This is a genomic window from Muriventricola aceti, assembly GCF_025567565.1.
In the GTDB taxonomy this organism is placed as follows: domain Bacteria; phylum Bacillota; class Clostridia; order Oscillospirales; family Oscillospiraceae; genus Lawsonibacter; species Lawsonibacter aceti.
Window position 1 is genome coordinate 247,844 of the sequence record NZ_JAOQKF010000002.1, and the last position, 21,575, is coordinate 269,418.

A 21,575-nucleotide genomic window follows, 5' to 3' on the forward strand; every position below is an offset into this window, starting at 1 on the left:
AATGCCCCTGTTTCATCAGCACCAGCTCCATGAACCGCCTGACCAGCGGACCAAGATGCTGGAAACCCCCGTCCCTTCTCTGATCGTCACACTGGCCATCCCCACCATCATCAGCATGATGGTCACCTCCATCTACAACATGGCCGATACCTATTTCGTGTCCCAGTTGAGCACCAGCGCCTCCGGCGCGGTAGGTATCGTCTTTTCCATCATGTCCATCATCCAGGCCGTTGGCTTCACGGTGGGCATGGGCTCCGGCTCCATTGCCGCCCGTCTGATGGGCCAGGGGAATCACCGTGACGCGGATGCCTACGCCTCCAGCGCCGTCCTCATGGCCCTGGTCCTCGGGCTGCTGCTGGCCGCCCTCGGCCTGGGTAACCTGGGCAGCCTGATTTGGGCCCTGGGCAGTACGGAGACCATCTACCCCTACGCCATGGACTACGCCCGCTATATTCTGATGGGCTGCCCAGTGATGGTCCTGTCCTTTACCCTGAACAACCTGCTCCGCTGGCAGGGGAAGGCCAGCCTGGCCGTCTTTGGCCTGGGCACTGGTGGTGTGCTCAACATGGTCCTGGACCCCGTCTTCATCTTTATCTTTGACCTGGGCATCGCCGGGGCGGCCATCGCTACCCTGCTGAGTCAGTGTGTCAGTCTGTGCATTCTCGCCTCCTTCTTCCTGTTGAAGAAAAGTGATTTAAGAGTCAGCCCCTCTTGTATCTCCCGCTCCCCCAAGCTCTATCTGTCCATTCTGAAGCAGGGAATGCCCTCCTTCTTCCGCCAGGGCATCCTGTCCCTGTCCACTATGGCACTGAACTTCAACGCCAAGATATACGGCGACGCGGCGGTGGCCGCTCTGGCCATCGTTACCAAGGTGTTCACCTTCATCCAGTCCATCGTCATCGGCTTCGGCCAGGGCTTCCAGCCAGTGTTAGGCTATAATTACGGGGCCGGACGGCTGGACCGGGTCAAGGAGGCGGTGAAGTTGTCCGTCAAGACCTGCACCATCATCTTGACAGTATGCGCAGTGGTAGGCTTTGCCTTCGCCCCCCAAATCGTCACCCTGTTCCGGGACGACCTTATGGTCATCGACATCGGCACCCGGGCCTTCCGCTACCAGTGCTTTACCCTCCCACTGGGGGCGGTGCTCACCTTCGCCAATATGTTCTTCCAGTCCCTGGGCAAGTCTGTCCGGGCCACCATCCTGGCCGTCTGCCGCCAGGGCGTGTTCATCCCTCTGGTCTACCTCCTGTCCTGGCAGTTGGGTCTCACCGGTCTGGAGCTCACCCAGGCCGTCTCCGACCTGGCAGCCTTCCTCATTTCCGGCACCATCATGGTACACTATTTTCTGAGAGAATTTGGGAAGGAACGGGTATGACATACAAATATAACGGCCTGACGAATACCGTCAGGCCGTTATATTTTCTCTCCTATGGACAGCGTGAGGTCCTTTCGGGGGAGTTTGTCCCAGCGGAATAGAGGGAGCAGTTCCTCCGGCGCAACCTCCTCCTCCCGGTCCAGCAGCCCGGCGGCATGGGCCAGCGTTCCCACGATCTGTGGGGCAGTAAACCGACTCTGGAGCTGCCCCAGCTCCTGGTCCCGGTCCCTCTTTGCCAGCCGCCTGCCATCCGGGGCCAGCAGCAGGGGGACATGGCCGTACTGGGGATGGGGCAGGTTCAGCCGCTCCTGGAGCCAGATCTGCCGGGGGGTGGAGGAGAGCAGGTCGCTCCCCCGCACCACCTGGGTCACCCCCATCTCGGCGTCATCCACCACCACCGCCAACTGATAGGCGTACACCCCGTCGGACCGGCGGAGAATAAAGTCTCCGCAGTCCATTTTTAAATCCTCTTCGTATTTTCCGCATAACATATCACAAAAAGAAATGGATTTTTCCCCCACTGCCGCCCGCCAGGCAGGGCGGCGTGTCTTTTCCAGCTTCTCCCGCTCCGGAGCCGTCAAGCTCCTGCACCGTCCGTCATACACAGTTATTCCGTCCGAGCGGTGGGGGGCAGAGGAAGCCAGACGCTCTGCACGTGTACAGTAGCAGGGATAGACCAGCCCCTGCCTCTCCAGCTCCCGGAAGGCGGCGGCGTAGGCCTCTGTCCGCCGGGACTGATAGACCGGCTCCCCATCCCAGTCCAGCCCCAGCCACTCCAGATCCCGCATCACCTGGTCGCAATACTCCTGCCGGCACCGGTCCGGATCCAGATCCTCCAGCCGCAGGACGATGGAACCTCCCGCGCTCCGGGCGGCCAGCCAGGCCAGCAGGCAGGACCACAGGTTGCCCAGGTGCATCCGTCCGCTGGGGCTGGGGGCAAAGCGGCCGATCATGTTACTCCTCCGTTCCATATTCAGCAACTACCCGCTTACATCCGGCACAGTGCCACGCCGGCGCCCTAGGCGTGCTCCAGAAGTGCTTGGTCAGTTTGACCTCTCCCTCCCTCAGAGCCATGACCACCCCTTCCGCAATTTCAGGGGAAAAGATAATACTCCGGCTACTCTGCAGAAAGCCTTGCTTCATCTCCTGATTACACCATGGGCACAGCATCATTTTTTCTCCTCTCCATACTCCTCCAGCGCCTGCCTTAAAAACTCCGCGTCCTTGTCGTCCAGGGCGTGGAGGCCGGCAGTTTCCTCCAGATGGTGGGTGAACTCGTGGGCCACGGTGGCAAAGATCTCGTCCTTCCATCCCTCCTCGTCCTCCTCCGGCAGCAGGGCGGCAAAGGAGCCGTAATACAGGACGATATACCGCCCCAGCATATCGTGGACATACTCTCCCATAATGTACATCTCGCCGGGGGGAAAGTCCGGATCAGGCAGGGCTCTCTCCTCCAGCTGGATGCCCCCGTCCAGGTCCAGAAAGAAGGCGTCGGGGAACCCGCCGGCGATCTCCTCCAGCCAGTCGCCCATCTGTTCATAGGTGGGTACCATGATCCTCTCCTCCTTACTGGGGACTCAGGTCCGCTTTTCGGCGGAGCAGGGAGAGGGGCGGCACCTGACAGGGCAGCTTCATGCGGAAGGTCATCTGAGGGTGGCGGACCTCCTCCAGTGGAAGGCCATCCCCATCCCAGAGGCCCTCCACCCACAAAGCCTGGGGCCGGACATTGGGCCCCACCAGCTCCAGACTGTCGCCCACTCGGAATTTATTGTTCAGGGTCAAAAGGGCATTTCCCTCCCCGTCACAGGACTGCACCTTGGCCACGATCTGCCAGTCCCGGACATATCGGGAATTCTCGGTGTACTGCCCCGGCTGTCCATAGAAAAAGCCGGTGGAGTAGTGGCGGTGGCTGATATGCTCCACCTCGTCCCGCCACACCGGGTCCAGCGGCTCTCCCGCCGCCGCCGCGTCGATGGCGTGGCGGTAGGCTCCGGTGACGATGGCCGCGTAGTAGGCGGACTTTGCCCTCCCCTCCAGCTTTAGAGAGTCCACCCCCGCCTCCATCAAGTCGGCCACATGGTCGATCATGCACATATCCTTGGAGTTCATGATATAGGTCTGTCCATTCTCCTCATAGACAGGGAAGTACTCTCCCGGCCGCTTCTCCTCCATCAGGGCGTACTGATACCGGCAGGGCTGGGCGCACTCCCCCCGATTGGAGTCCCGCCCGGTCATGTAGTTAGACAGCAGGCACCGGCCGGAATAGCTGACGCACATGGCCCCGTGGGCAAAGACTTCGATCTCCAGCTCCTTTGGAGTCTTGGCCCTGATCTCCTGAATCTCCTCCAGGGACAGCTCCCTGGCTAGAATCACCCGACTAGCCCCCAGGTCGTGCCAGGCCTGGGCGGACTGGTAATTGACGATGCTGGCCTGAGTGGAGATATGACACTGGACCTTGGGGGCGTGTCTCCTGGCCAGGGCCAGGGTGCCCACATCTGCCAGAATGATGGCGTCCACGCCCACCTCATTGAGATATTCCAGCCACTCCGGCAGCCGGGCTACTTCTTGGTTGCGCGGCATGGTGTTGCAGGTCACATGGACTCTGACCCTATGGGAGCGGCATAGGTCCACGGCCTGTTTCAGCTCTGTCCGGGAGAAATTTCCGGCAAAAGACCGCATTCCGAAGTCGGTTCCGGCCAGATAGACAGCGTCCGCCCCATAGGCCACCGCCATCTCCAGTCTCTCCATGTCCCCCGCCGGGGCCAGCAGCTCGATCTTGTTTCTCATGTTTATCTATCTCCTTCAGAAAGGGGCAAGGGCGCCGGCCCTTGCCCCTTTGGGAATCACTTGTATCGCTCCTGGGAATTGAGGAAGCTCTGGAGCTGGTCATAGGTATTGAAGAAGTGGTGGAGATTATCGTCGCCCAGAGCGTAATAGAAGTAGCTGGTATCCGCTGGCTCCAGGGCAGCCATGATGGCCTCCATGCCAGGATTGGCGATGGGCGCCGGGGGCAGGCCCTTATACATATAAGTGTTATAGGGGGAATCGATGGCCTTGTCCGCCTCCGTCGGCACCTTTCCGCCGTTGATATAGGCCAGGGTAGCGTCGATCTGGAGCAGGCCCACAGTTTCACCCTCAGGATGCTCCAGGCGGTTATAAATGACGGAGGCAATCTCCTCCCGGTCAGATCCGTCCGTTTCCCGCTCGATCATGGAGGCGATAGTCAGGATTTCCCGCAGGGAATAGCCTGTTTCCTCCACTTGGGCCCGTATATCATCGGTGACCATGGAGTCAAAGTAGACCAACAGCTTATTGATGGCATACACCGGATCGTGGGGGGTATAGAACTCATAGGTGGACGGCATGAGGTAGCCTTCCAGCCGGTGGTAATCCCCCAGTGGGATATCCTGGAGGAAGGAGAAGGCGTAGTCGTGGTTGGCGGCGGCTTCCTGAAGCTCCTCCACCGTGGCCACCCCCTTCTCTTCCAGCAGGGCGAAGATCTGGTCCAGGGTATAGCCCTCTGGGATGACCACATCCACCACCGACCGGGTGGCGGAGTTGGCACTCATGCCAGCCAGCAGAGCCCGGTAATCCATATCCGTGTTCAGGGTATAGGTACCCATCGTCACATCGTCCTTGCCCCCTGTGAAGGCGGCAAAGAGCTTGAAGAGCCACTTATACTCGATCAGCCCCTCATCCTCCAGCCGGTTCACGATGCTGTTGAAGCTGTCCTCCGAGGAGATGGTAATGGTCACTTCCTTCTCATCCTTATTCAGGGCCAGCACATCGTTTGCGGCGATCCAAAGCAGGCAGGCCAGCAGGATGGACACTCCGATGACTCCTACCACATAGAGCACGGCGAAGCCGGCGGTCCGGCCGGTCGAGCCGCGGCGGGGACGGCGGGCGGCGGTGCGCTCCTCCCGCCCGCTTCTTCGTTCACTTCTTCGTTCCTGGGGCATTCAGGTCAGCTCCTAATAAAATTTTTCTGGGTCCTTGTCACCAGGGACAAGGGACCTCCATAGAATAGTACAGAACGCACGGGACACACCGTCCCGGCGGGATTTTAGAGAGGTGTGAAAACATATGTGTTGTGGAAACAACGGCTGGGGCGGCAACGGCTGCCTGTGGATCATCCTGCTCATCATCATCCTGTTCGCCTGCGGCGGCTGGGGCGGCAACGGCTGCGGCTGCAACAACAGTTGCGGCTGTGGCTGCGACAACGGCTGCGGCAACGACAACTGCGGCTGCTGCTGAGTGGACCGGCAAAAGGGCGGGGGATCAACCCCCGCTTTTTGCCGAAGAAAGGTGGGACAGGCACTCCTCCTCGGTGACCACCAGGTCCACCGGGATATCATAAGGTCCCCTAGGCAAACGGTCCTGCAGGAGAGCGGCCCGGCACAGCCCCACCTTCCACCCGGAGCAGCCGGCCAGCCACCGGTCATAGTAGCCGCCGCCGAAGCCCAGGCGGTAGCCCTCCCGGTCATAGCACAGGCCGGGGACCAGGATCAGGTCGATGGCCGCCCGCTCCAGCAGAGGGGCCTGTTCGTCCGGCTCCAGAAGGCCAAAGGCCGCCGGCACCAGCGGGCGGTCCGAGGCATACCCACGGACCTCCATCCCCCTGCCGGGGAGCATCCGGGGCAGGCCCACCACCTTCCCCCGCTCCGCCAGCTGGCGGACCAGCTCTCCAGTGTCCGGTTCCCGCTCTGGGATGCCCCAAAAGGCGAAGATTGTCTTTGCGCCCTCCACTTGGGGCAGAGATAGGAAGTGGGCAAAGAGGGCCCGGTCGCTCTCCCGCCGCTCTGACGAGGGCAAAGCCGCCAGCCAGCGGCGGACTGTTCGGCGCAGCGCCGCCTTCTCTTCAGTAACAGATGGAAGCACGGACTTCCTCCGCTCTCTCCCGGCCGGCCAGGTATTCCACCAGCGCCAGTCCGAAATCAAAGGCGGAGCCGGCCGCCTGCCCGGTAATCAGCTTGGCTGGGCCATCCACCACCACGTGGGACGGGCTGTCAGCTGCCACGGCTCCGTTCATCTGTCCCTCCATGCCGGGATAGCAGATGGCCCGTCTGCCCTCCAGCAGCCCCCACCTGCCCAACAGCGTAGGGGCCGCACAGATGGCGGCCAGAGGGATTCCCCGCTTCGCCGCCTCCCGGACCAGCTTCTCCACAGTAGGTTCCTGGCCCAGCTTCTGTACTCCCACACCACCGCCGGGCAAAACCAACATGTCGGCCCGGTCCAGCTCCACCTGGTCCAAAGTCAGATCCGCTTTTATTGTGATCTGCCGGCCTCCGGCCACCACCGCTCCGTCTGTGGACACCAGGGCCGTTTCCACGCCTCCTCGGCGGAGCAGGTCGGCGGGGACCAGGGCCTCCGCCTCTTCAAAGCCGGGAGCGAGCAGGATATAGACCATATTAGAATACCTCCTTTTACAGTAAGGGGGTCACCAGGGACCAGATCTCCTGGTGTATCTCCTGGATGGAGCGGAGCTGCCCCTCCCTGTCTAAACAGGAGATCCGCTTCCAGCCCAGCTCCCCAATGGCCTGGTGGGCGCAGGCGCGGCAGGTGGCTAGATACTCCGTGTCCAGCTCATGGATGTCCGCCTTGGTATGGGTGGCCGACTCCCGGCCGCGCAGCAGCTCCACCGACTTTTCAGTAGGCATATCCAAATAGAGCACCAGGTCAGGCCGGGGCAGTCCCAGCTTGTCGTGTTCAAAATCGTCCAGCCAGCGGAGGAAGGCGGTCCGCTCCCCCTCTGGGCACTTGGCCCCCTGGTGGACCGCGTTGGAGGTGGTATACCGGTCGGTAAGGACCAGGCCCCCCCCGTCGTAGTATTCCCCCCACACCTTTTTTAAGGAGGCGTATCGGTCCACCGCGTAAAACGCGGAGGCGGCGTAGGGATTTACGTCCCCTGGATGGCTGCCGAACTCACCCCCTAGGTACATCCGGATCAGAGCGGAGGACGGCTCCTGGTACTGGGGAAATACCAGCTTTTTGTACCCTTGGCCCATGGCGTCCAGCCGCTGGCACAGCTGGCCGAACTGAGTGGACTTGCCAGAGCCGTCGGTCCCTTCAATGACGATCAGCCGGCCCCTCATGACTGGTCCCTCCTGCCCCGCAGGCGGGCGCCAGCGGACTTAACCAGCACAAGAGGCAGCTTGGCCATCCGGCCCGCCCGCTGGGGCTCCTTCTTCAGGCGGTAGGCCCACTCCAAACCCAGCTTCCGCCAAGATTCGGGCGCCCGCTCCACGTTGCCGGCAAAGACATCCAGGGCGCCCCCCAGGCCAATGGCCAGACGAGCGCCTGTGTGCCTGCCCCACCGGGCCATCCACTTCTCCTGCTTGGGCGCGCCCAGGCAGACAAACAGCAGATCGGGCCGAGCGGCGGCCACCTCCAGCAGCACGGCCTCCTCGTCCTTAAAATAGCCGTCATGAGTGCCGCACAGGACGATATTAGGATGCCGCTCCAGGATGCGGCGGCCGGCCTCTTGGGCCACGCCGGGCTTCGCCCCCAGCAGGTAGAGCCGACCCCCCATCTGGTCCAGCTTGGCCAGCATATCAGCGGCAAATTCGATACCGGGAACCCGCTCCTTCAGGGGTGTGCCCAGTATCTTGGCCGAATAGACCACACCAATGCCGTCTGGGATGACCAGGTCGGCACTGTTGAGCACCTGACGGAAGTCGGCGTCTTTTTCCGCCGCCAGGATAAATTCCGGATTGGGTGTCACCACATAGTGGAACTGCTCCTGCTCCAGCATGGCGGTGCCCAGCTGGGCAGCCTCCTGCCGGGACACGTCGTCAAACCGGACACCCAGAATATCTTTCTTCAAAGCCATCCCTCCCAGGGAACAGTAAAGCATTGCCCAATGGGCATATGCCAGGATTATAGTATTTTACCACGCTCTGGCAAAAAAGTCTATGAATTTTCCATGAAGGTTTGTCCAAGGCGGACATTGGAACACCTGCGCTTTCTTACCGTTGACTTTCCTCCGCTCTTTCCTCATAATAATAGATACCGTAAGGCATCACATACACGGGAGGTACCCTCATGGAATTTTATGGGACCTTAGGCGGGCTCTGCCGTGACCGGGCTCTGTTGGTCCGCCTGTTCCGAGCCGGGATGACCGGGGCCAGGCTCAACCTGTCCCACACCAGCCTGTCCCAATGCTCCGCTCTGCTAGAGGAGCATTTCTTTCCCGCGGCACGACAGGCCGGGGTGGACCGCCCCCATCTCATCATCGACCTGCAGGGGCCGGAGCTGCGGCTAGGCACACTCCCCATCCCCATCCCCATCAAGACCGGAGACGATATCCTGCTTGGCCAGGACGGCCTCCCTGTCCCCCAGGTAGTGGTGTCCAGCGCCAAGCCGGGGGACCAGATCTCCATTGACGACAGCGCCATTCTCCTAGAGGTGAAAAAGGCCAGCTCCTCTGTGCTGCTGTGCCGGGTGCTGCGGGGCGGCACTCTACACAGCAGGAAAAGCCTGGCTATTCTAGGAGTATACCCGGATACACCAGTCCTCACCCAGGAGGATCTGATGAATCTGGACCTGGCTGGACAGTTTGGAGTGACCCACATTCTTCAGCCCTTTGTCCGGGGACAGGAGGATATCCGGGCACTGCGCCAGGCCTTGGACCAGCGTGGGCTGGGCCGCATCCAAATCATGGCCAAAATAGAGAACCGCCAGGGTCTGGACCATCTGGAGGAGATCATCTCCGCCGCCGACCAGCTCTGCATCGCACGGGGCGACCTTGGAAACTCCATGCCCCTCTGGGAGCTGCCTGGGGTTCAGAAGGATATCGCCCGGCGGTGCGTGGCCGCGGGTCGTGACTTCTGCCTGGTCACCCAGCTATTGTGGTCCATGGAGCATCGTCCGGTGCCCACCCGGGCCGAGGTATGCGATATTTACAACGGCGTGCTGGACGGGGCCTCCTCTCTGATGCTCACCGGGGAAACCGCCGCGGGCCAGTACCCTGTCCGGGCGATGGAATATCTTGTCAAAACCGCCCATGAGGCGGAGAAAGGACTCTAAGCATGGAACGTCTGCTTTTTTTGGATGCCTGTGTACGGGGGCCTGAGCTGTCCCGCACCTGGCGGTTGTGCCAGCGTTTTTTGGAGGAATATACTACGCTACATCCCCAGGTGCAGGTCTGCCACAGAGATTTGAGAGAGTCTCTGCCCATCCTGACAGGGGAGCTGGCCCGCCAGCGTGACGGCTGGATTGCCCGCGGGGAAGATGATCCACGGCTGACCCCCGCCCGCGAGATCGCCTCGGCCGATCTGGTGGTCGTGGGCGCCCCTTACTGGGACCTCTCCTTTCCCGCCGTTTTGAAGGTCTATTTGGAGTGGTCCAGTGCGCTGGGCATCACTTTCCGCTATACCGAGGACGGGCGGCAGGTCGGACTGAGCCAGGCCCGCGCCCTGGTCTATCTCACCTCCGCCGGCGGCCCCGTAGAGGGGCAGAATTACGGCTTTGACTACCTAAAAGCCCTGGGCGCTATGTTTGGGATTCCCCACGCCTACTGTGTGGCCGCGGAGGGCCTGGATATCCAGGGAACCGACGTCCAGGCTGTCCTTCGCCGTGCCGGAGATAGGGCCGCTTCCCTGGCCCGCCAGCTGGCCCAGGAGCCGATGTGCCTTCAGGGATAGTCCCCGCCCCTCCTTAGATTTGGAGCGCCATATGGCGCTCCAAAATTTTTTCTCATTTTCCCTTCTCTCTTCCTTTCTCCGCCGGATAGGGTACTGTAACCACGGGGCCCACCCACGAAGGCCGGTCCCTATCCCCCACCTTACCCGGCGGTTCAGCCGCCTGACTGTTCAGAAAGGATGACACGTATATGAAGCACAAGAGGTTTTTTCCCCGCCTGACCAGCCTGCTCTGCACTCTGGCCATGTCCCTGTCCCTTGTCCCTGCCGTCTCGGCCGCCAGCCAGCCGGAGCCCCTGATCTCCACCAACCGATATGGCTACTACAACGGTAACTGGGCCGTCCCCCGCTCCTCCTATCTATACCAGGATGGCCAGGACCTGGTTCGGGTGGAGTACCGGAAAGGCAGCCAGCTGGTGAATGGCCAGACTGGCCAGTTCCTGGAGTGGCTCACACCCACCACCCTAGTGGTAGAGACCTATGACAGCCACTTCCAGTTGAAGGAGACTAGAGAACTGGAAGTAGAGCTCCCAATCTGGGGCGGCTTCTTTGCCGGGGAGGACTACAACTTCGTGGTTTTCGGCCAGGAGAATCCCTCAGAGAGCGACAGCGCCGAGGTAGTCCGGGTGGTCAAATACTCCAAGAGCTGGGAGCGGCTGGACCAGGCCAGCCTAAGAGGGGCCAACACCACCATCCCCTTTGACGCCGGCGGCTTTACCTGCGCCGAGGACGGCGGCCTGCTGTACATCCGCACCAGCCACGAGATGTACGCCAGCTCCGACGGTCTGAACCACCAGGCCAGCCTGTCCTTCACAGTCCGCCAGGAGGACATGACCATCTCCGACGTGGCCTCCGCTGTGTCCAATCCCGCCACGGGCTATGTATCCCACTCCTTCAACCAGCTGATGCTGGTGGACCAGGAGGGCAGGCTGGTCGCGCTGGACCACGGCGACGCCTATCCCCGTGGGGCGTCCCTGTACCGCTGTGACGGCCAAAGCGGGCGGCGGGGGACCCAGCTCCTAGTAGCCAGCTGGCCTGGTTCCATCGGCGCCAACGTGACCGGCGCCCAGGTCACCGGTCTGGCCGAGACCTCCACCGGCTACCTCACCGCGTACAGCTACACTGGGAAGGGCGCTTCCTCCAACCTGACCGCCGACGTGAAAAACATCTATCTGGCTTACACCAGCAAAGATGATTTCTCTCAAAGCGGCACCAGGACCCGCCAGATCACCTCTTACGCCAACGGCGGGAACATCTATGGTTCCCAGCCCGTCCTTGTCCCCACCAGCCTGGAGGATGGCTATATCATCTGGTCTATGGCGGAGAAGGCGGACAACGGCTACTACTACAACACCGATTCCATCGGCTATGCCCGCTACTCCGCCGAGGGCTCGGTGTCTGACCTCAGGACCGCCGAGGGCGTCATGGCCTCCGACTGCACCCCCATCGTCTACAACGGACAAGTGGTGTGGTACGCCACCGATGACTCCGTCCCCGTGTTCTATGTTCTAGACGAGGACGGTGTCACCGCTTACCCCACAGCGGGAGAGGAGTCTGAGCCGCCCGCGGAGCCTGAACAGCCGGAGCGGCCCAGCCGGCCCTCCGCCCTGTCCGATCCCCGCCAGGCAGCCACCATTCGGCAGGCTGTGGAGCAGGCCGATCTTCTCTCCCGCCGGATCGTACTGAGCAACCCCAGCCGTCTGGCTATCCGGGAGGACGGCTCCCTGTGGGGCGCAGGCCCCGGCTATCTCACCGAAGAGGAGAAGGCCCAGTACCCTGTCAAGCTCATGGATGGCGTGCGCCAGATCTGTTGCTCAGACAACGACCTGCTCCTGGCCGTAAAGGAGGACGACACTCTCTGGGCCTGGGGCTACTATGTGGGCTCCCTAGGGCTGCTGGACAGCTTTGACGCCTGGTCTGAAACTCCCATCAAGGTGGCGGACAATGTCCGATCTGTGGCCACCGGCAAATTCGGCGCCATGGTGGTGCGTACCGACGGCTCTCTGTGGTACTACGGCCTGGTGAGCGCGGGAGAGGACGGTTCGGGCACCGACTATGGCGCCGCCGACCCCGATTCCTACGGCCCCCACCATGTGATGGACAATGTGGTCATGGTGGATGCCGGCCTGTCCCGCTACGTGGCCCTGAAAGAGGATGGCTCCGTCTGGGTCTGGGGCGCCGACGGCTATGGCGGCGACGGCAAGATGATTCTCTACAACGGCGACGCTCCTCTGCCCCTGACCAAACTGCTGGACGGCATGATCTCCGTCGGTATGGAGGGGGAGAGCGGCTGGGCCATCGATCAGGAGGGCGGCCTGTGGACCTGGGGTGTCAATGACAACGGCGAGGTGGGCAACGGCATGGCCTATGACACCGTCACCCCTTGGAGCGAGGGAGTCGGGCAGTCCACGCCCGTCAAGATCATTGACCGGGATGTAATCTCCGCCGAGCGGGGCGCCGCCGTATTAAAAAGCGGTGATCTATACACCTGGGGCATTACCGAAGAGGGGGGCGACACGGTTTCCAGCTACGGCTTCCACGTCCAGAGCTTCCCCATCAAAACCGGGGAGGACACTGTTATCGCCAATACCGCTCTCTGCTCTGATGGCTCCCTCCACGCCCCAGATGGCGAGGTTCTCATTGACGGTATCTTTACCCCCAGCGGCCAGTCTGTCCAAGGGACGGTGGACCAGGAGAGGAAGCCCAGCGGCACCTCAACGCCCGGTCAAACAGAGCGGCCCGACCAAGGCGCCGCCCCCCACTTCTCCGACATCAAGGCGGGCCAGTGGTTCCAGCCCTACGTGGAGAAGGTAGTCCAAAACGGACTGATGACCGGCATGGGAGACGGGAGGTTCGAGCCCGGCGGCGACCTATCTATCGCCCAGACTCTGGTGCTGGCCTATCAGATCCACAGCCGTGAGAGCGGCGGCCCGCTTCCCCAGACCTCCGGCGGCTGGTATATGCCCTATTACCAGTACTGTCTGGACAACGGCATCCTCACCGCCCGTGACTTTCCTCAGTCCTGTCTGAACGACAAGGCCACACGGTATGATATGGTCGCCATTCTGGATCAGGCCATCCCCGATGACCAGATGGAGGCAATCAACACCGTCCGGGACGGCGATGTCCCCGACTTGGGGGAGGGGGATGAGCTGGGCGATGTGGTCTATCGGTGGTACCGGGCCGGTGTGCTCACTGGGGACGAGGAGGGCCGCTTCCACGGCGGCAGCGACATCACCCGGGCCGAGGTGTCGGTCATTCTCTGCCAGCTCGCCGGGCTGGTGGACCGGGCCAGGCTGTGAGCTCCTATCCCCACCGGCCCCCAGAGTCCGAAAAAACCTGGGTCCCATTTCGGGACCCAGGTTTTTTCCTTGCCCTTCTTGGGAAAGACTGTTATACTGTAAAATGTAATTTTATGTCCGGCCTTCTGCCGGAGTGAGAGGGAGCTCCCGCTATGAAAAAACTGATGGTCATTGACGGCAATTCCATCGTCAACCGGGCCTTCTACGGAGTCAGCCAGAACCTGACCACACGGGAAGGTCAGCCTACCAACGCCATCTTTGGCTTTTTGAACATTCTGAACAAGCTGCTGGACGACAGCCAGCCCGACGCTCTCTGCGTCACCTTTGACCGGGCCGCCCCCACCTTCCGCCACCTGGCCTACGAGGGATACAAAGCCACCCGCAAGGGGATGCCCGACGAGCTGGCCAGCCAGCTTCCCCTGCTCAAGCAGGTGCTGGGGGCCATGAACATCCCCATGTACGAGCTGGATGGCTGGGAGGCTGACGACCTGATCGGCACCATCTCCGTGAAGGACCGGGCGGCGGGCTGGGAGACCATCATCGTCACAGGAGACAAGGACTCCCTCCAACTAGTGACAGACACCACCACAGTGAAGCTGGTGTCCACCCGCATGGGCCGCACCGACACCCGTGACATGACCCCGGCCTCCTTTCGGGAGGAGTATGGCTTTGACCCCATCCACATTATCGACTTGAAAGCCCTGATGGGGGATGCCAGCGACAACATCCCCGGTGTCAAGGGGGTGGGTGAAAAGACCGCCATGGCCCTGGTGCAGCTGTACGGCTCTATTGACTGCCTGTATGACCATATGCCCGATATCTGTATGGCTCCGTCCACCCCCGCCAAGCCCGGCGTGGTAAAAAAGCTGGCCGAGGGCAAAGAGATGGCCCGCATGTCCTATGACCTGGCCACCATCCACACCGACGCCCCCATCGATTTCGACCCGGAGCGCAACCTGCGCCAGCCGCCGGACAACAACGCTCTGTACCAGCTGTTCCTGGATCTGGAATTCGCCAAGCTCATCGACAAGTACCACCTCGCCGCTCCCCAGGGGGAGGGAGAGGCCCAGAGCCAGCCGGGGGCGGAATACTCCTGTACCACCGAGGTCGTCACCACACAGATCCGGCTGAAGGAGCTGCTGGCCCTCTGGTCTACCAAGGACAGCGTGGATGTCCTGGCCCTGCCGGGGTTGGACGTAATATGTGTGGAGTGCCGGCTCAACGAGAAGGAGAACCACGCCGCCCTGTTCCTCGCAGACAAATTCCAGGGACACAACGAGTTTCTGCGGACTTTTTTCGCAGACCCGGACATTAAAAAGGTTACGCACGGGCTGAAGGGCCTGTGGCGCTCCCTGCTGGCTGAAGGGATCTCCCCCGCCGGCTTTGTCTTTGATACCGAGGTGGCCGCCTATCTCCTGGCCCCTACCGACGGCAGCTATGACCTGGAAAAGCTGGGGCTGACCTATTTCAGCTTTCAGCCCGCCAAGGCTGGCGACTATTTGGCCGAGGGAGCTTTCGGCCCCCTGGCTGATCCGGTGGGCCCCGCCGCCGCCCTCACCTCCCACTGCGCCCTCATCGGCGCCCTCCACGGGGTATTGGAAAAGCGCCTGCGGGAGCTGGAGATGTGGGACCTGTATGAGACCATCGAGCTGCCCCTGTGCTCGGTGCTGGCTGAGATGGAGGCAGAGGGCTTTCTTATTGACCGGGGCGCCCTGGTGTCCTTTGGGGGGATGCTCACCCAGCGCATCGACCAGGCCCAGTCCCGCATCTACGAGCTGGCTGGGGAGGCCACCTTCAACATCAACTCCACCCAGCAGCTGGGCCATGTTTTATTTGAAACGCTGGGGCTCCCACCTGTGAAAAAGACCAAAACCGGCTGGTCCACCAATGCCGAGGTGCTGGACAAGCTGCGGGGCCAGCACCCCATCATTGACGAGATTCTGGAGTACCGCCAGCTCACCAAGCTGAAGTCCACCTATGTGGACGGTCTGTCCAAGGTCATCGGTCCTGACGGGCGGCTCCGCACCTCTTTCCAGAATACGGTGACCGCCACTGGGCGGCTGTCCTCCACTGAACCCAACCTTCAGAACATTCCCGTCCGCACCCAGTTGGGGGCCGAGCTGCGCAAGATGTTCGCGGCCCCGGCCGGCCGTGTGCTGGTGGATGCGGATTATTCCCAAATCGAGCTGAGGCTCCTGGCCCATATGGCCGGCGATCCGGCTATGATCGACGGCTTTAAGAGCGGAGCCGACATCCACACCATCACCGCCTCCCAGGTCTTTGGTGTCCGGCCCGAGGAGGTCACCCCCTCCATGCGCCGCTCGGCCAAGGCGGTGAATTTCGGCATCGTGTACGGCATCTCTCCCTTCTCGCTGTCCCAGGACATCGGCGTATCTGTCCAGGAGGCCAAGGAGTATATGGACAAGTATTTCGCCCATTACTCCGGTGTCCGGGCCTATATGGACGGCGTAGTGGAGCAGGCCAAACAGACCGGCTTCGTGGCCACCCTCTTTGGTCGACGCCGCTGGGTGCCGGAGCTGAAATCTTCCAACTTCAACACCCGGTCCTTTGGGGAGCGGGTAGCCCTTAACGCCCCCATCCAGGGCACCGCCGCCGACATCATCAAGCTGGCCATGATCCGGGTGCGGGACCGGCTTCGCGCCGAGGGGCTGAAGGGACGCCTGGTCCTCCAGGTCCACGACGAGCTGATCGTGGAGTGTCCGGCGGAGGAGGCGGATAGAATCTGCAGCCTGGTGGAGGAGGAGATGGAGGGCGTGGCTGCTCTGTCCGTCCCTCTGCTGGCCGAGACCCACGCTGGAAAGAGCTGGGCGGACGCCCATTAGCCCGCCGCGCTGGCCCGGACCGCATCCTCTTGTCCTTTCGGAATACTTCACCTTGAACCTGCTTGGTTGGGAACGTCCAATGGGCATTCCTCCCCCCGCATCTCCGCCACCTATCCCTCGAAAGTGACCGACTGTCCTGGTTTTGTTGTCAGATCGGCAGGAATCTGATACACTGACAACAGAATAGCAGGGAGGTATCCTCCATGGATCGTACCGTCTATACCACTGCTCGACTTGTCAAGTGGGCGCTGCTGGGGGTGTCAGGATGAGTGAGACCGACCGCCGCCCAGTTCTGGCGACCTTGTTGACCGTTCTGGGCTGTCTAGCTATGCTTTGGGTGGAGTGGGTGCTGTCCCCCGTCTACCCGGTAAAGTCGTCGGCTAAGGCGCTGGTCTTTCTGGGCTGCGCCGCCGCCTATGTGCTGGCCTCCGGCGACCGGACGATTCTCCGGTCCTTCGGCCGGCCCGAACAGGGGGCGATGAGGCTGCCCCTGCTGCTGGGGGGCGGAGTATTCCTCCTGCTGCTGGGCGGGTACACGCTGCTCTCTCCCTGGCTGGATTTGTCCGCCATCTCCGGCAATTTACAGGCCAAGGAGGGCTTCACCGCCGCTACTTTTCCACTGGCGGCCCTCTATATCACCTTTGGTAACTCCCTGCTGGAGGAGCTCTTTTTCCGGGGCTTTGCCTTTCTTGCCCTGTACCGATCCGGTTACAAAAAGCTGGCCTGGACCTTTTCCGCCATAGCTTTTGCCCTGTACCATGTGTCCATCATGGACGGCTGGTTCCACCCGGCCCTGCTGGTCCTGCTTACCTCTGGGCTGGCCTGCGCCGGGCTTCTGTTCAACGCTCTGGACGCAAAAAGCCAGACCATATGGCCCGGCTGGCTGGTCCACATGGGGGCCAACCTGGCCATCAACACCATCGCCCTTCACCTGTGGGGGATCATTTGACGAAAGGAGAGTGTCCTGCGCCCTCTGTCTGCTGGCCTTGGTATCCCATCTGGCTGATGAAACAACAAGTGGGTCTATGCGATTCCCACCGCGTCTGAACTGTAAATCCGCTTTGCAAGGAGGCTCCCTTATGACATTCTGGACTGTCTTAACTGTTTTTCTCCTCTTCCCCCTGCTGATGCTTACCCTTGTATTTTTCTTCCGCCCCGCCTGGCTCCCCCTGGTCATCCCCATGAGTACGCTCTCTGCCCTGGCGCTATGCTGGGGTAAGTTCTGCTACTTTGAATGGCGGCCTCCCCTTATGGTCCTTCTCTCCATGCAGATGCTGGCTGTCACTCTGCTGGTTTTGGTTCTGGCGGCGGTGCGGAAAACACCCCGTTACGGAGCCTTCTTCCTGGAGAGCCTCACCGCCCTGCTGTTCACTGCCATGTGCGTCTGCGTCCTCTACGGGTACATAGAGCTGGAATGGCTCGCCAAATTCTATCCCTCCTGTCCCCCGCCTCAGGCGGCCCTTCTCCTCCTGTTCCCCTTCGGAACTGGGATTCTCCTATCCATCTGGGGCGTTCGGAAACTGCGCGGGCCGAACAAATAACCGGCAGACCCAACCTTTACCCTATCACATAAGGAGTCAATACAATGTACTACGAGATTGTCCCCATGGACCGAAGCCACATAGACCAGATTGCCGCCCTGGAGCGGGAATGTTTCTCCACGCCCTGGAGCGAGACCATGCTCTCTGACGCCCTTTTCGACCCCCAGGCCAGCTTTATCGTGGCCGACGACGGGGAAGGCAATATTCTGGGCTACGCTGGCTTACATGTGGTGTTGGACGAGGGCTACATCGACAATATCGCCGTCCACCCCGACGCCCGGCGGCATGGAGTGGCCTCCGCCCTGCTGGATGTGTACTGCCGCTTCGGCGCCGCCAATCTGGCCTTCCTCACTCTGGAGGTACGGGTATCCAACACTGCCGCCATCGGCCTATATGAAAAGTATGGCTTCCACCAGGCTGGCCTGCGGCCGGGATACTACCAAAATCCGCGGGAGGACGCCTTAATTATGACACGGGAGTTTGAACATGAAGCTGATTGAATTGACCGCGGAGCAGTTGTCCGCCCTGTATGAGAGCGAGCTGAAAGCCGCTTTCCCGCCCCAGGAGCTGAAGCCCCTAAAGGCCATGCTGAACCTGATGGCTGAGAAGAAGTATCAGGCCCTTGGCCTGTATGATGGAGATGAACTGGCGGGCTATGCCCTGCTGTGGTTGGAGCCCGGTATTCCCTTTGCCCTGCTGGACTATCTGGGAACCATCGAAGGCAGGCGCAGTCAGGGGCTGGGGACCATTATGCTGGACCTGTTGGCCGGCTACTACAAGGATTACCGAGGCATCTTCGGCGAGGCGGAGGCACCAGAGGGCGGCAGTCCCGAGGGGGAGGAGCTGCGCCGGCGCCGGCTCGGCTTCTATCTGCGCAACGGGTTCCGATACGGCGGCTATGACTGCGCCCTCTTTGGTGTCCACTACCAGACCCTGATCCGAGGCCGTGAGGACGTCACTCCGGGTGAGCTGCTGGCCGTCCACCAGAAAATTTACAGTGGACATATGCCCAAACAGGTATACGACCGTTTCATCCAGATCCCCCTGCTCCCTGGGCAGCGGCCCAACTCCATGGGAGACTGGGTGGAGGAGTGAGGGGCGCCCCTCCTTCGCAGCGGTGTCCGCTGGTTCCCTCGATCAGAAAGTAGGTATTGATACGATGAATATTCTTGCCATTGAATCCTCCTGTGACGACACCGCCGCCGCCGTTGTCAAGGACGGTCGGACGGTGCTGTCTAGCTGCGTGTCCTCCCAAATTGAGATGCATACCATCTATGGCGGCGTGGTACCGGAGCTGGCCTCCCGCAAGCATATCGAGGCCATATCCGGTCTAGCCGACAAAGCTCTGGCTGACGCCGAGCTCTCCCGCGCCGATCTAGACGCCGTAGCGGTCACCTATGCCCCCGGCCTCATCGGCGCTGTGCTGGTAGGGGTCAACTTCGCCAAAGGGGCAGCCATGGCTCTGGACCTGCCCCTCATCCCGGTCCACCATGTCCGGGGCCACATCGCGGCCAATTATATCACCCACCCGGACCTGGAGCCCCCCTTCGTCTGCCTGTGTGTATCCGGCGGCACCACAGCCATCGTGGATGTGCGGTCCTATACAGAGATGGAGATCATGGGTTCCACCCGGGACGATGCCGCCGGCGAGTGTTTTGACAAGGTGGCGCGGGTGCTCGGCATCGGCTATCCTGGCGGCGCTCCCATGGACCGGCTGGCCCAGGGGGGCGATGACCTGCGGTATGAGCTCCCCCTGGCCCATGTGACCGGGCACGAGCTGGATATGTCTTTCTCCGGCCTCAAAACAGCCAGCCTGAATCTGATCCACAACGCCCAGCAGAAAGGGGAACCCCTGGACCTGCCCTCTTTCGCCGCCAGCTTTGGCCGGGCGGTGAGCCAGTCCCTGGTCCCCCGTGCTATGGCCGCAGCCAAGGCAAAGGGCTATGGCAAGGTGGCGGTGGCCGGCGGCGTGGCGGCCAACAGCCGCATCCGGGCCGATCTCCAGGCCGCCTGTGCCCAGAGCGGGGATCAGCTCTACCTCCCCGAACTGCGCTACTGCGGCGACAACGCCGCTATGGTCGGCTGTCAGGGGTACTATGAGTGGCAGGCTGGCCACACAGCCGGTTGGGAGCTAAATGCTTACGCCACCCGGGATATCTCTCTGGGATAAGCCCACTGTTTCCCGCCTGGCGGAACAGTGGGCGGCTCTCCCTGTGCTCCGTCTGTAGTATTACAGTCTGGATACCTCCCCTCTCAATTTTGCGTTATGTCACCCATAATTTTTGGGTTCTTTACATTTTTTCCCTATTTCTAATCGTAAGAAATCCACAGCCGCCCGAATCATGGCGCTTTGAGCCGCCCCTTTTGTGGAAAACCATGTGGAAAGTGTGAATAACTTTTTGTACTTACTTTTTACAATTCCGATTATGTAAATCTTTTATACCTGTACACAGGTCTCTGGCGGCGGCCATACAAAATTTTTCGTTCCTCCTATTGACATTAGCTGGACGTGGTGGTAGAATATTGCGGTACAATAAAGTAGGTACGGTTCCCCGTCCTCACCCCAGGCCAGCGCCAAAGGGTCAACATGGAAGATCAGCACTGGATGTCCAGTGGTGTTTTGCTATGATACGGGGGCCATATCGGCTATCCGTATTTTATTTTGTCTGGAGGTGCTTTCCCATCGCTAACACAGGTCATCAAACCAATGACGAGATCCGCGACAAGGAAGTTCGACTGATCGACCAGGCCGGCGAACAGTTGGGCATCATGTCTTCCCAGGAGGCGCTTCGCCTAGCGGAAGAACAGAACCTGGATCTGGTTAAGATCTCCCCCAACGCCGTTCCCCCTGTGTGCAAAATCATGGACTACGGCAAATATCGGTTCGAACAGACCAAGCGCGAGAAGGAAGCCCGCAAGAATCAGCGCGTGGTGGAGATCAAAGAGATCCGGATGTCCCCCAGTATTGATCTCAATGACTTCAACGTTAAGCTGAGGAACGCCCAAAAGTTTTTATCTGAGGGCAACCGCTGCAAGGTCACAGTCCGCTTCCGCGGCCGTGAGATGGCTCATACCAATATCGGTCAGGATCTGCTGCTCAAGTTCGCGGAGGAGTGCGGCGAGCTGGCTGTTATGGATAAGAGCCCCAAGCTGGAGGGACGTCATATGTCCATCTTCCTATCCCCCAAGCCTGCCAAAGATGCCAAAAAGTAAGTAAAGGAGTTTTCTGTTATGCCGAAGATCAAGATCAAGACTCACAGCGGCGCCAAAAAGCGCTTCTCTCTCACCAAGACCGGCAAGGTCAAGCGCGCCATGACCAAGAAGCGTCACCTGCTCAACGGCCACGGCAAGACCACCAAGCTGAAGCGGGCTCTGCGCGGCACCACCTATGCCGACAAGACCAATGAGGCCGCGATCAAGCGCATGATCCTGTACAAGTAAGACAGAGGGAGGTAACGAACAATGGCAAGAGTGAAAGGCGCGATGATGACGCGCAAGAGAAGAAATAAGATCCTCAAGCTGGCCAAGGGCTACTGGGGTTCCAAGTCCAAGCATTATAAGATGGCCAACCAGGCTGTCATGAAGTCCGGTGTGTACGCCTATACCGGCCGCAAGCTGAAGAAGCGCGACTTCCGTCAGCTTTGGATCACCCGGATCAATGCCGCCTGCAAGCTGAACGGCATGAACTACTCCACCTTCATGAACGGCCTGAAGAAGTCCGGCATCGTCATCAACCGCAAGATGCTGGCCGAGCTGGCAGTCAACGATAAGGCAGCTTTCGTCCAACTGACGGAAACCGCCAAGAAGGCTCTGGCCTAATTCTGTGAAATTGCGCTCCGGTACTGGATTTCAGCACCGGAGCTTTTTTCTGGCAC

The 21,575-nt window shown here is 60.8% G+C and carries 23 protein-coding genes; 14 read left to right on the plus strand and 9 right to left on the minus strand.

What is annotated here, in order from left to right; translation table 11 throughout:
- Position 1 precedes the first annotated feature (1 nt).
- Complete coding sequence (locus OCV64_RS03265) at positions 2-1,375, plus strand: MATE family efflux transporter (protein ID WP_262669322.1); 1,374 nt, start codon at positions 2-4, stop codon at positions 1,373-1,375.
- Positions 1,376-1,413: 38 nt separating this feature from the next.
- Here OCV64_RS03265 and gluQRS read toward each other — a convergent pair whose 3' ends face one another.
- Genes gluQRS through mltG form a run of 5 tightly spaced genes read right to left on the minus strand, consistent with a single transcriptional unit; the run spans position 1,414 to position 5,334 of the window.
- On the minus strand, positions 1,414-2,328 hold the full coding sequence (gene gluQRS, locus OCV64_RS03270) for a tRNA glutamyl-Q(34) synthetase GluQRS (protein ID WP_240286974.1): 915 nt from the start codon (positions 2,326-2,328) through the stop codon (positions 1,414-1,416).
- A 1-nt stretch (position 2,329) separates the two neighbouring features.
- Positions 2,330-2,548, minus strand: coding sequence for a PF20097 family protein (locus tag OCV64_RS03275; RefSeq protein WP_262669323.1), 219 nt, complete (start codon positions 2,546-2,548; stop codon positions 2,330-2,332).
- Entirely contained in the window at positions 2,545-2,928 is a 384-nt protein-coding gene (locus tag OCV64_RS03280) for a metallopeptidase family protein (RefSeq protein WP_262669324.1), read from the minus strand. Before OCV64_RS03280 ends, OCV64_RS03275 begins: the two co-directional genes overlap by 4 nt.
- Positions 2,929-2,941: 13 nt before the next feature.
- Complete coding sequence (locus OCV64_RS03285; RefSeq protein ID WP_147570832.1) at positions 2,942-4,162, minus strand: peptidase U32 family protein; 1,221 nt, start codon at positions 4,160-4,162, stop codon at positions 2,942-2,944.
- A 56-nt stretch (positions 4,163-4,218) separates the two neighbouring features.
- Entirely contained in the window at positions 4,219-5,334 is a 1,116-nt protein-coding gene (mltG, locus tag OCV64_RS03290; protein ID WP_240286968.1) for an endolytic transglycosylase MltG, read from the minus strand.
- A gap of 124 nt (positions 5,335-5,458) precedes the next feature.
- Here mltG and OCV64_RS03295 point away from each other — a divergent pair, with 124 nt between their 5' ends.
- On the plus strand, positions 5,459-5,629 hold the full coding sequence (locus OCV64_RS03295; protein WP_186852796.1) for a hypothetical protein: 171 nt from the start codon (positions 5,459-5,461) through the stop codon (positions 5,627-5,629).
- Between the two features lie 24 nt (positions 5,630-5,653).
- Here OCV64_RS03295 and OCV64_RS03300 read toward each other — a convergent pair whose 3' ends face one another.
- From OCV64_RS03300 to OCV64_RS03315, 4 genes are read right to left on the minus strand one after another with little or no spacing between them, the layout of a single operon-like run.
- Entirely contained in the window at positions 5,654-6,253 is a 600-nt protein-coding gene (locus OCV64_RS03300; protein WP_147570834.1) for a 5-formyltetrahydrofolate cyclo-ligase, read from the minus strand.
- Positions 6,234-6,782 carry a DJ-1 family glyoxalase III gene (locus OCV64_RS03305; RefSeq protein WP_262669325.1) on the minus strand — a complete coding sequence of 183 codons (549 nt, stop codon included), beginning with the start codon at positions 6,780-6,782 and terminating at the stop codon, positions 6,234-6,236. Before OCV64_RS03305 ends, OCV64_RS03300 begins: the two co-directional genes overlap by 20 nt.
- A 16-nt stretch (positions 6,783-6,798) precedes the next feature.
- Positions 6,799-7,467, minus strand: coding sequence for a dTMP kinase (locus tag OCV64_RS03310; RefSeq protein WP_147570836.1), 669 nt, complete (start codon positions 7,465-7,467; stop codon positions 6,799-6,801).
- Positions 7,464-8,204: a WecB/TagA/CpsF family glycosyltransferase gene (locus OCV64_RS03315; RefSeq protein ID WP_317246459.1), complete on the minus strand. Its 741-nt coding sequence runs from the start codon at positions 8,202-8,204 to the stop codon at positions 7,464-7,466. Before OCV64_RS03315 ends, OCV64_RS03310 begins: the two co-directional genes overlap by 4 nt.
- 212 nt (positions 8,205-8,416) lie before the next feature.
- On the opposite strand from OCV64_RS03315, the gene OCV64_RS03320 reads away from it, so the two are divergent.
- From OCV64_RS03320 to rplT, 12 genes are all read left to right on the plus strand, one after another.
- The gene (locus OCV64_RS03320) at positions 8,417-9,400 is read left to right on the plus strand and encodes a pyruvate kinase (protein WP_147570838.1); all 984 of its coding nucleotides are present in this window, start codon (positions 8,417-8,419) and stop codon (positions 9,398-9,400) included.
- Positions 9,401-9,402: 2 nt separating this feature from the next.
- On the plus strand, positions 9,403-10,017 hold the full coding sequence (locus tag OCV64_RS03325) for an NAD(P)H-dependent oxidoreductase (RefSeq protein ID WP_262669327.1): 615 nt from the start codon (positions 9,403-9,405) through the stop codon (positions 10,015-10,017).
- A gap of 188 nt (positions 10,018-10,205) precedes the next feature.
- Entirely contained in the window at positions 10,206-13,316 is a 3,111-nt protein-coding gene (locus tag OCV64_RS03330) for an S-layer homology domain-containing protein (protein WP_262669328.1), read from the plus strand.
- 152 nt (positions 13,317-13,468) lie between these two features.
- A complete protein-coding gene (polA, locus tag OCV64_RS03335) occupies positions 13,469-16,159 on the plus strand; it encodes a DNA polymerase I (protein ID WP_262669329.1) in 2,691 nt (896 codons plus the stop codon).
- Between the two features lie 265 nt (positions 16,160-16,424).
- Positions 16,425-17,108 carry a CPBP family intramembrane glutamic endopeptidase gene (locus tag OCV64_RS03340; protein ID WP_240286957.1) on the plus strand — a complete coding sequence of 228 codons (684 nt, stop codon included), beginning with the start codon at positions 16,425-16,427 and terminating at the stop codon, positions 17,106-17,108.
- Positions 17,109-17,238: 130 nt separating this feature from the next.
- Positions 17,239-17,700, plus strand: coding sequence for a hypothetical protein (locus OCV64_RS03345; RefSeq protein WP_262669330.1), 462 nt, complete (start codon positions 17,239-17,241; stop codon positions 17,698-17,700).
- 44 nt (positions 17,701-17,744) lie between these two features.
- Entirely contained in the window at positions 17,745-18,200 is a 456-nt protein-coding gene (gene rimI / locus OCV64_RS03350) for a ribosomal protein S18-alanine N-acetyltransferase (RefSeq protein WP_147570844.1), read from the plus strand.
- On the plus strand, positions 18,187-18,795 hold the full coding sequence (locus OCV64_RS03355) for a GNAT family N-acetyltransferase (RefSeq protein ID WP_262669331.1): 609 nt from the start codon (positions 18,187-18,189) through the stop codon (positions 18,793-18,795). Before rimI ends, OCV64_RS03355 begins: the two co-directional genes overlap by 14 nt.
- A gap of 64 nt (positions 18,796-18,859) precedes the next feature.
- Positions 18,860-19,870, plus strand: coding sequence for a tRNA (adenosine(37)-N6)-threonylcarbamoyltransferase complex transferase subunit TsaD (tsaD, locus tag OCV64_RS03360; protein WP_186852807.1), 1,011 nt, complete (start codon positions 18,860-18,862; stop codon positions 19,868-19,870).
- A 455-nt stretch (positions 19,871-20,325) separates the two neighbouring features.
- A complete protein-coding gene (gene infC / locus OCV64_RS03365; RefSeq protein WP_262669332.1) occupies positions 20,326-20,913 on the plus strand; it encodes a translation initiation factor IF-3 in 588 nt (195 codons plus the stop codon).
- 18 nt (positions 20,914-20,931) lie between these two features.
- The gene (gene rpmI / locus OCV64_RS03370; protein ID WP_050625289.1) at positions 20,932-21,141 is read left to right on the plus strand and encodes a 50S ribosomal protein L35; all 210 of its coding nucleotides are present in this window, start codon (positions 20,932-20,934) and stop codon (positions 21,139-21,141) included.
- Positions 21,142-21,162: 21 nt separating this feature from the next.
- Entirely contained in the window at positions 21,163-21,519 is a 357-nt protein-coding gene (gene rplT, locus OCV64_RS03375; protein WP_147561805.1) for a 50S ribosomal protein L20, read from the plus strand.
- Positions 21,520-21,575 lie beyond the last annotated feature (56 nt).

What these genes read in the sequence shown, in the direction of transcription:
- OCV64_RS03265 (WP_262669322.1), top strand. Translation starts at nt 2, where the DNA reads ATGCCCCTGTTTCATCAGCACCAGCTCCATGAACCGCCTGACCAGCGG.
- OCV64_RS03295 (WP_186852796.1), top strand. Translation starts at nt 5,459, where the DNA reads ATGTGTTGTGGAAACAACGGCTGGGGCGGCAACGGCTGCCTGTGGATC.
- polA (WP_262669329.1), top strand. Translation starts at nt 13,469, where the DNA reads ATGAAAAAACTGATGGTCATTGACGGCAATTCCATCGTCAACCGGGCC.
- gluQRS (WP_240286974.1), bottom strand. Translation starts at nt 2,328, where the DNA reads ATGATCGGCCGCTTTGCCCCCAGCCCCAGCGGACGGATGCACCTGGGC.
- OCV64_RS03275 (WP_262669323.1), bottom strand. Translation starts at nt 2,548, where the DNA reads ATGATGCTGTGCCCATGGTGTAATCAGGAGATGAAGCAAGGCTTTCTG.
- tsaD (WP_186852807.1), top strand. Translation starts at nt 18,860, where the DNA reads ATGAATATTCTTGCCATTGAATCCTCCTGTGACGACACCGCCGCCGCC.
- rplT (WP_147561805.1), top strand. Translation starts at nt 21,163, where the DNA reads ATGGCAAGAGTGAAAGGCGCGATGATGACGCGCAAGAGAAGAAATAAG.
- OCV64_RS03285 (WP_147570832.1), bottom strand. Translation starts at nt 4,162, where the DNA reads ATGAGAAACAAGATCGAGCTGCTGGCCCCGGCGGGGGACATGGAGAGA.
- infC (WP_262669332.1), top strand. Translation starts at nt 20,326, where the DNA reads ATGATACGGGGGCCATATCGGCTATCCGTATTTTATTTTGTCTGGAGG.
- OCV64_RS03340 (WP_240286957.1), top strand. Translation starts at nt 16,425, where the DNA reads ATGAGTGAGACCGACCGCCGCCCAGTTCTGGCGACCTTGTTGACCGTT.
- OCV64_RS03320 (WP_147570838.1), top strand. Translation starts at nt 8,417, where the DNA reads ATGGAATTTTATGGGACCTTAGGCGGGCTCTGCCGTGACCGGGCTCTG.
- OCV64_RS03345 (WP_262669330.1), top strand. Translation starts at nt 17,239, where the DNA reads ATGACATTCTGGACTGTCTTAACTGTTTTTCTCCTCTTCCCCCTGCTG.
- OCV64_RS03315 (WP_317246459.1), bottom strand. Translation starts at nt 8,204, where the DNA reads ATGGCTTTGAAGAAAGATATTCTGGGTGTCCGGTTTGACGACGTGTCC.
- OCV64_RS03330 (WP_262669328.1), top strand. Translation starts at nt 10,206, where the DNA reads ATGAAGCACAAGAGGTTTTTTCCCCGCCTGACCAGCCTGCTCTGCACT.
- OCV64_RS03305 (WP_262669325.1), bottom strand. Translation starts at nt 6,782, where the DNA reads ATGGTCTATATCCTGCTCGCTCCCGGCTTTGAAGAGGCGGAGGCCCTG.
- rpmI (WP_050625289.1), top strand. Translation starts at nt 20,932, where the DNA reads ATGCCGAAGATCAAGATCAAGACTCACAGCGGCGCCAAAAAGCGCTTC.
- rimI (WP_147570844.1), top strand. Translation starts at nt 17,745, where the DNA reads ATGTACTACGAGATTGTCCCCATGGACCGAAGCCACATAGACCAGATT.
- OCV64_RS03355 (WP_262669331.1), top strand. Translation starts at nt 18,187, where the DNA reads ATGAAGCTGATTGAATTGACCGCGGAGCAGTTGTCCGCCCTGTATGAG.
- mltG (WP_240286968.1), bottom strand. Translation starts at nt 5,334, where the DNA reads ATGCCCCAGGAACGAAGAAGTGAACGAAGAAGCGGGCGGGAGGAGCGC.
- OCV64_RS03310 (WP_147570836.1), bottom strand. Translation starts at nt 7,467, where the DNA reads ATGAGGGGCCGGCTGATCGTCATTGAAGGGACCGACGGCTCTGGCAAG.
- OCV64_RS03280 (WP_262669324.1), bottom strand. Translation starts at nt 2,928, where the DNA reads ATGGTACCCACCTATGAACAGATGGGCGACTGGCTGGAGGAGATCGCC.
- OCV64_RS03325 (WP_262669327.1), top strand. Translation starts at nt 9,403, where the DNA reads ATGGAACGTCTGCTTTTTTTGGATGCCTGTGTACGGGGGCCTGAGCTG.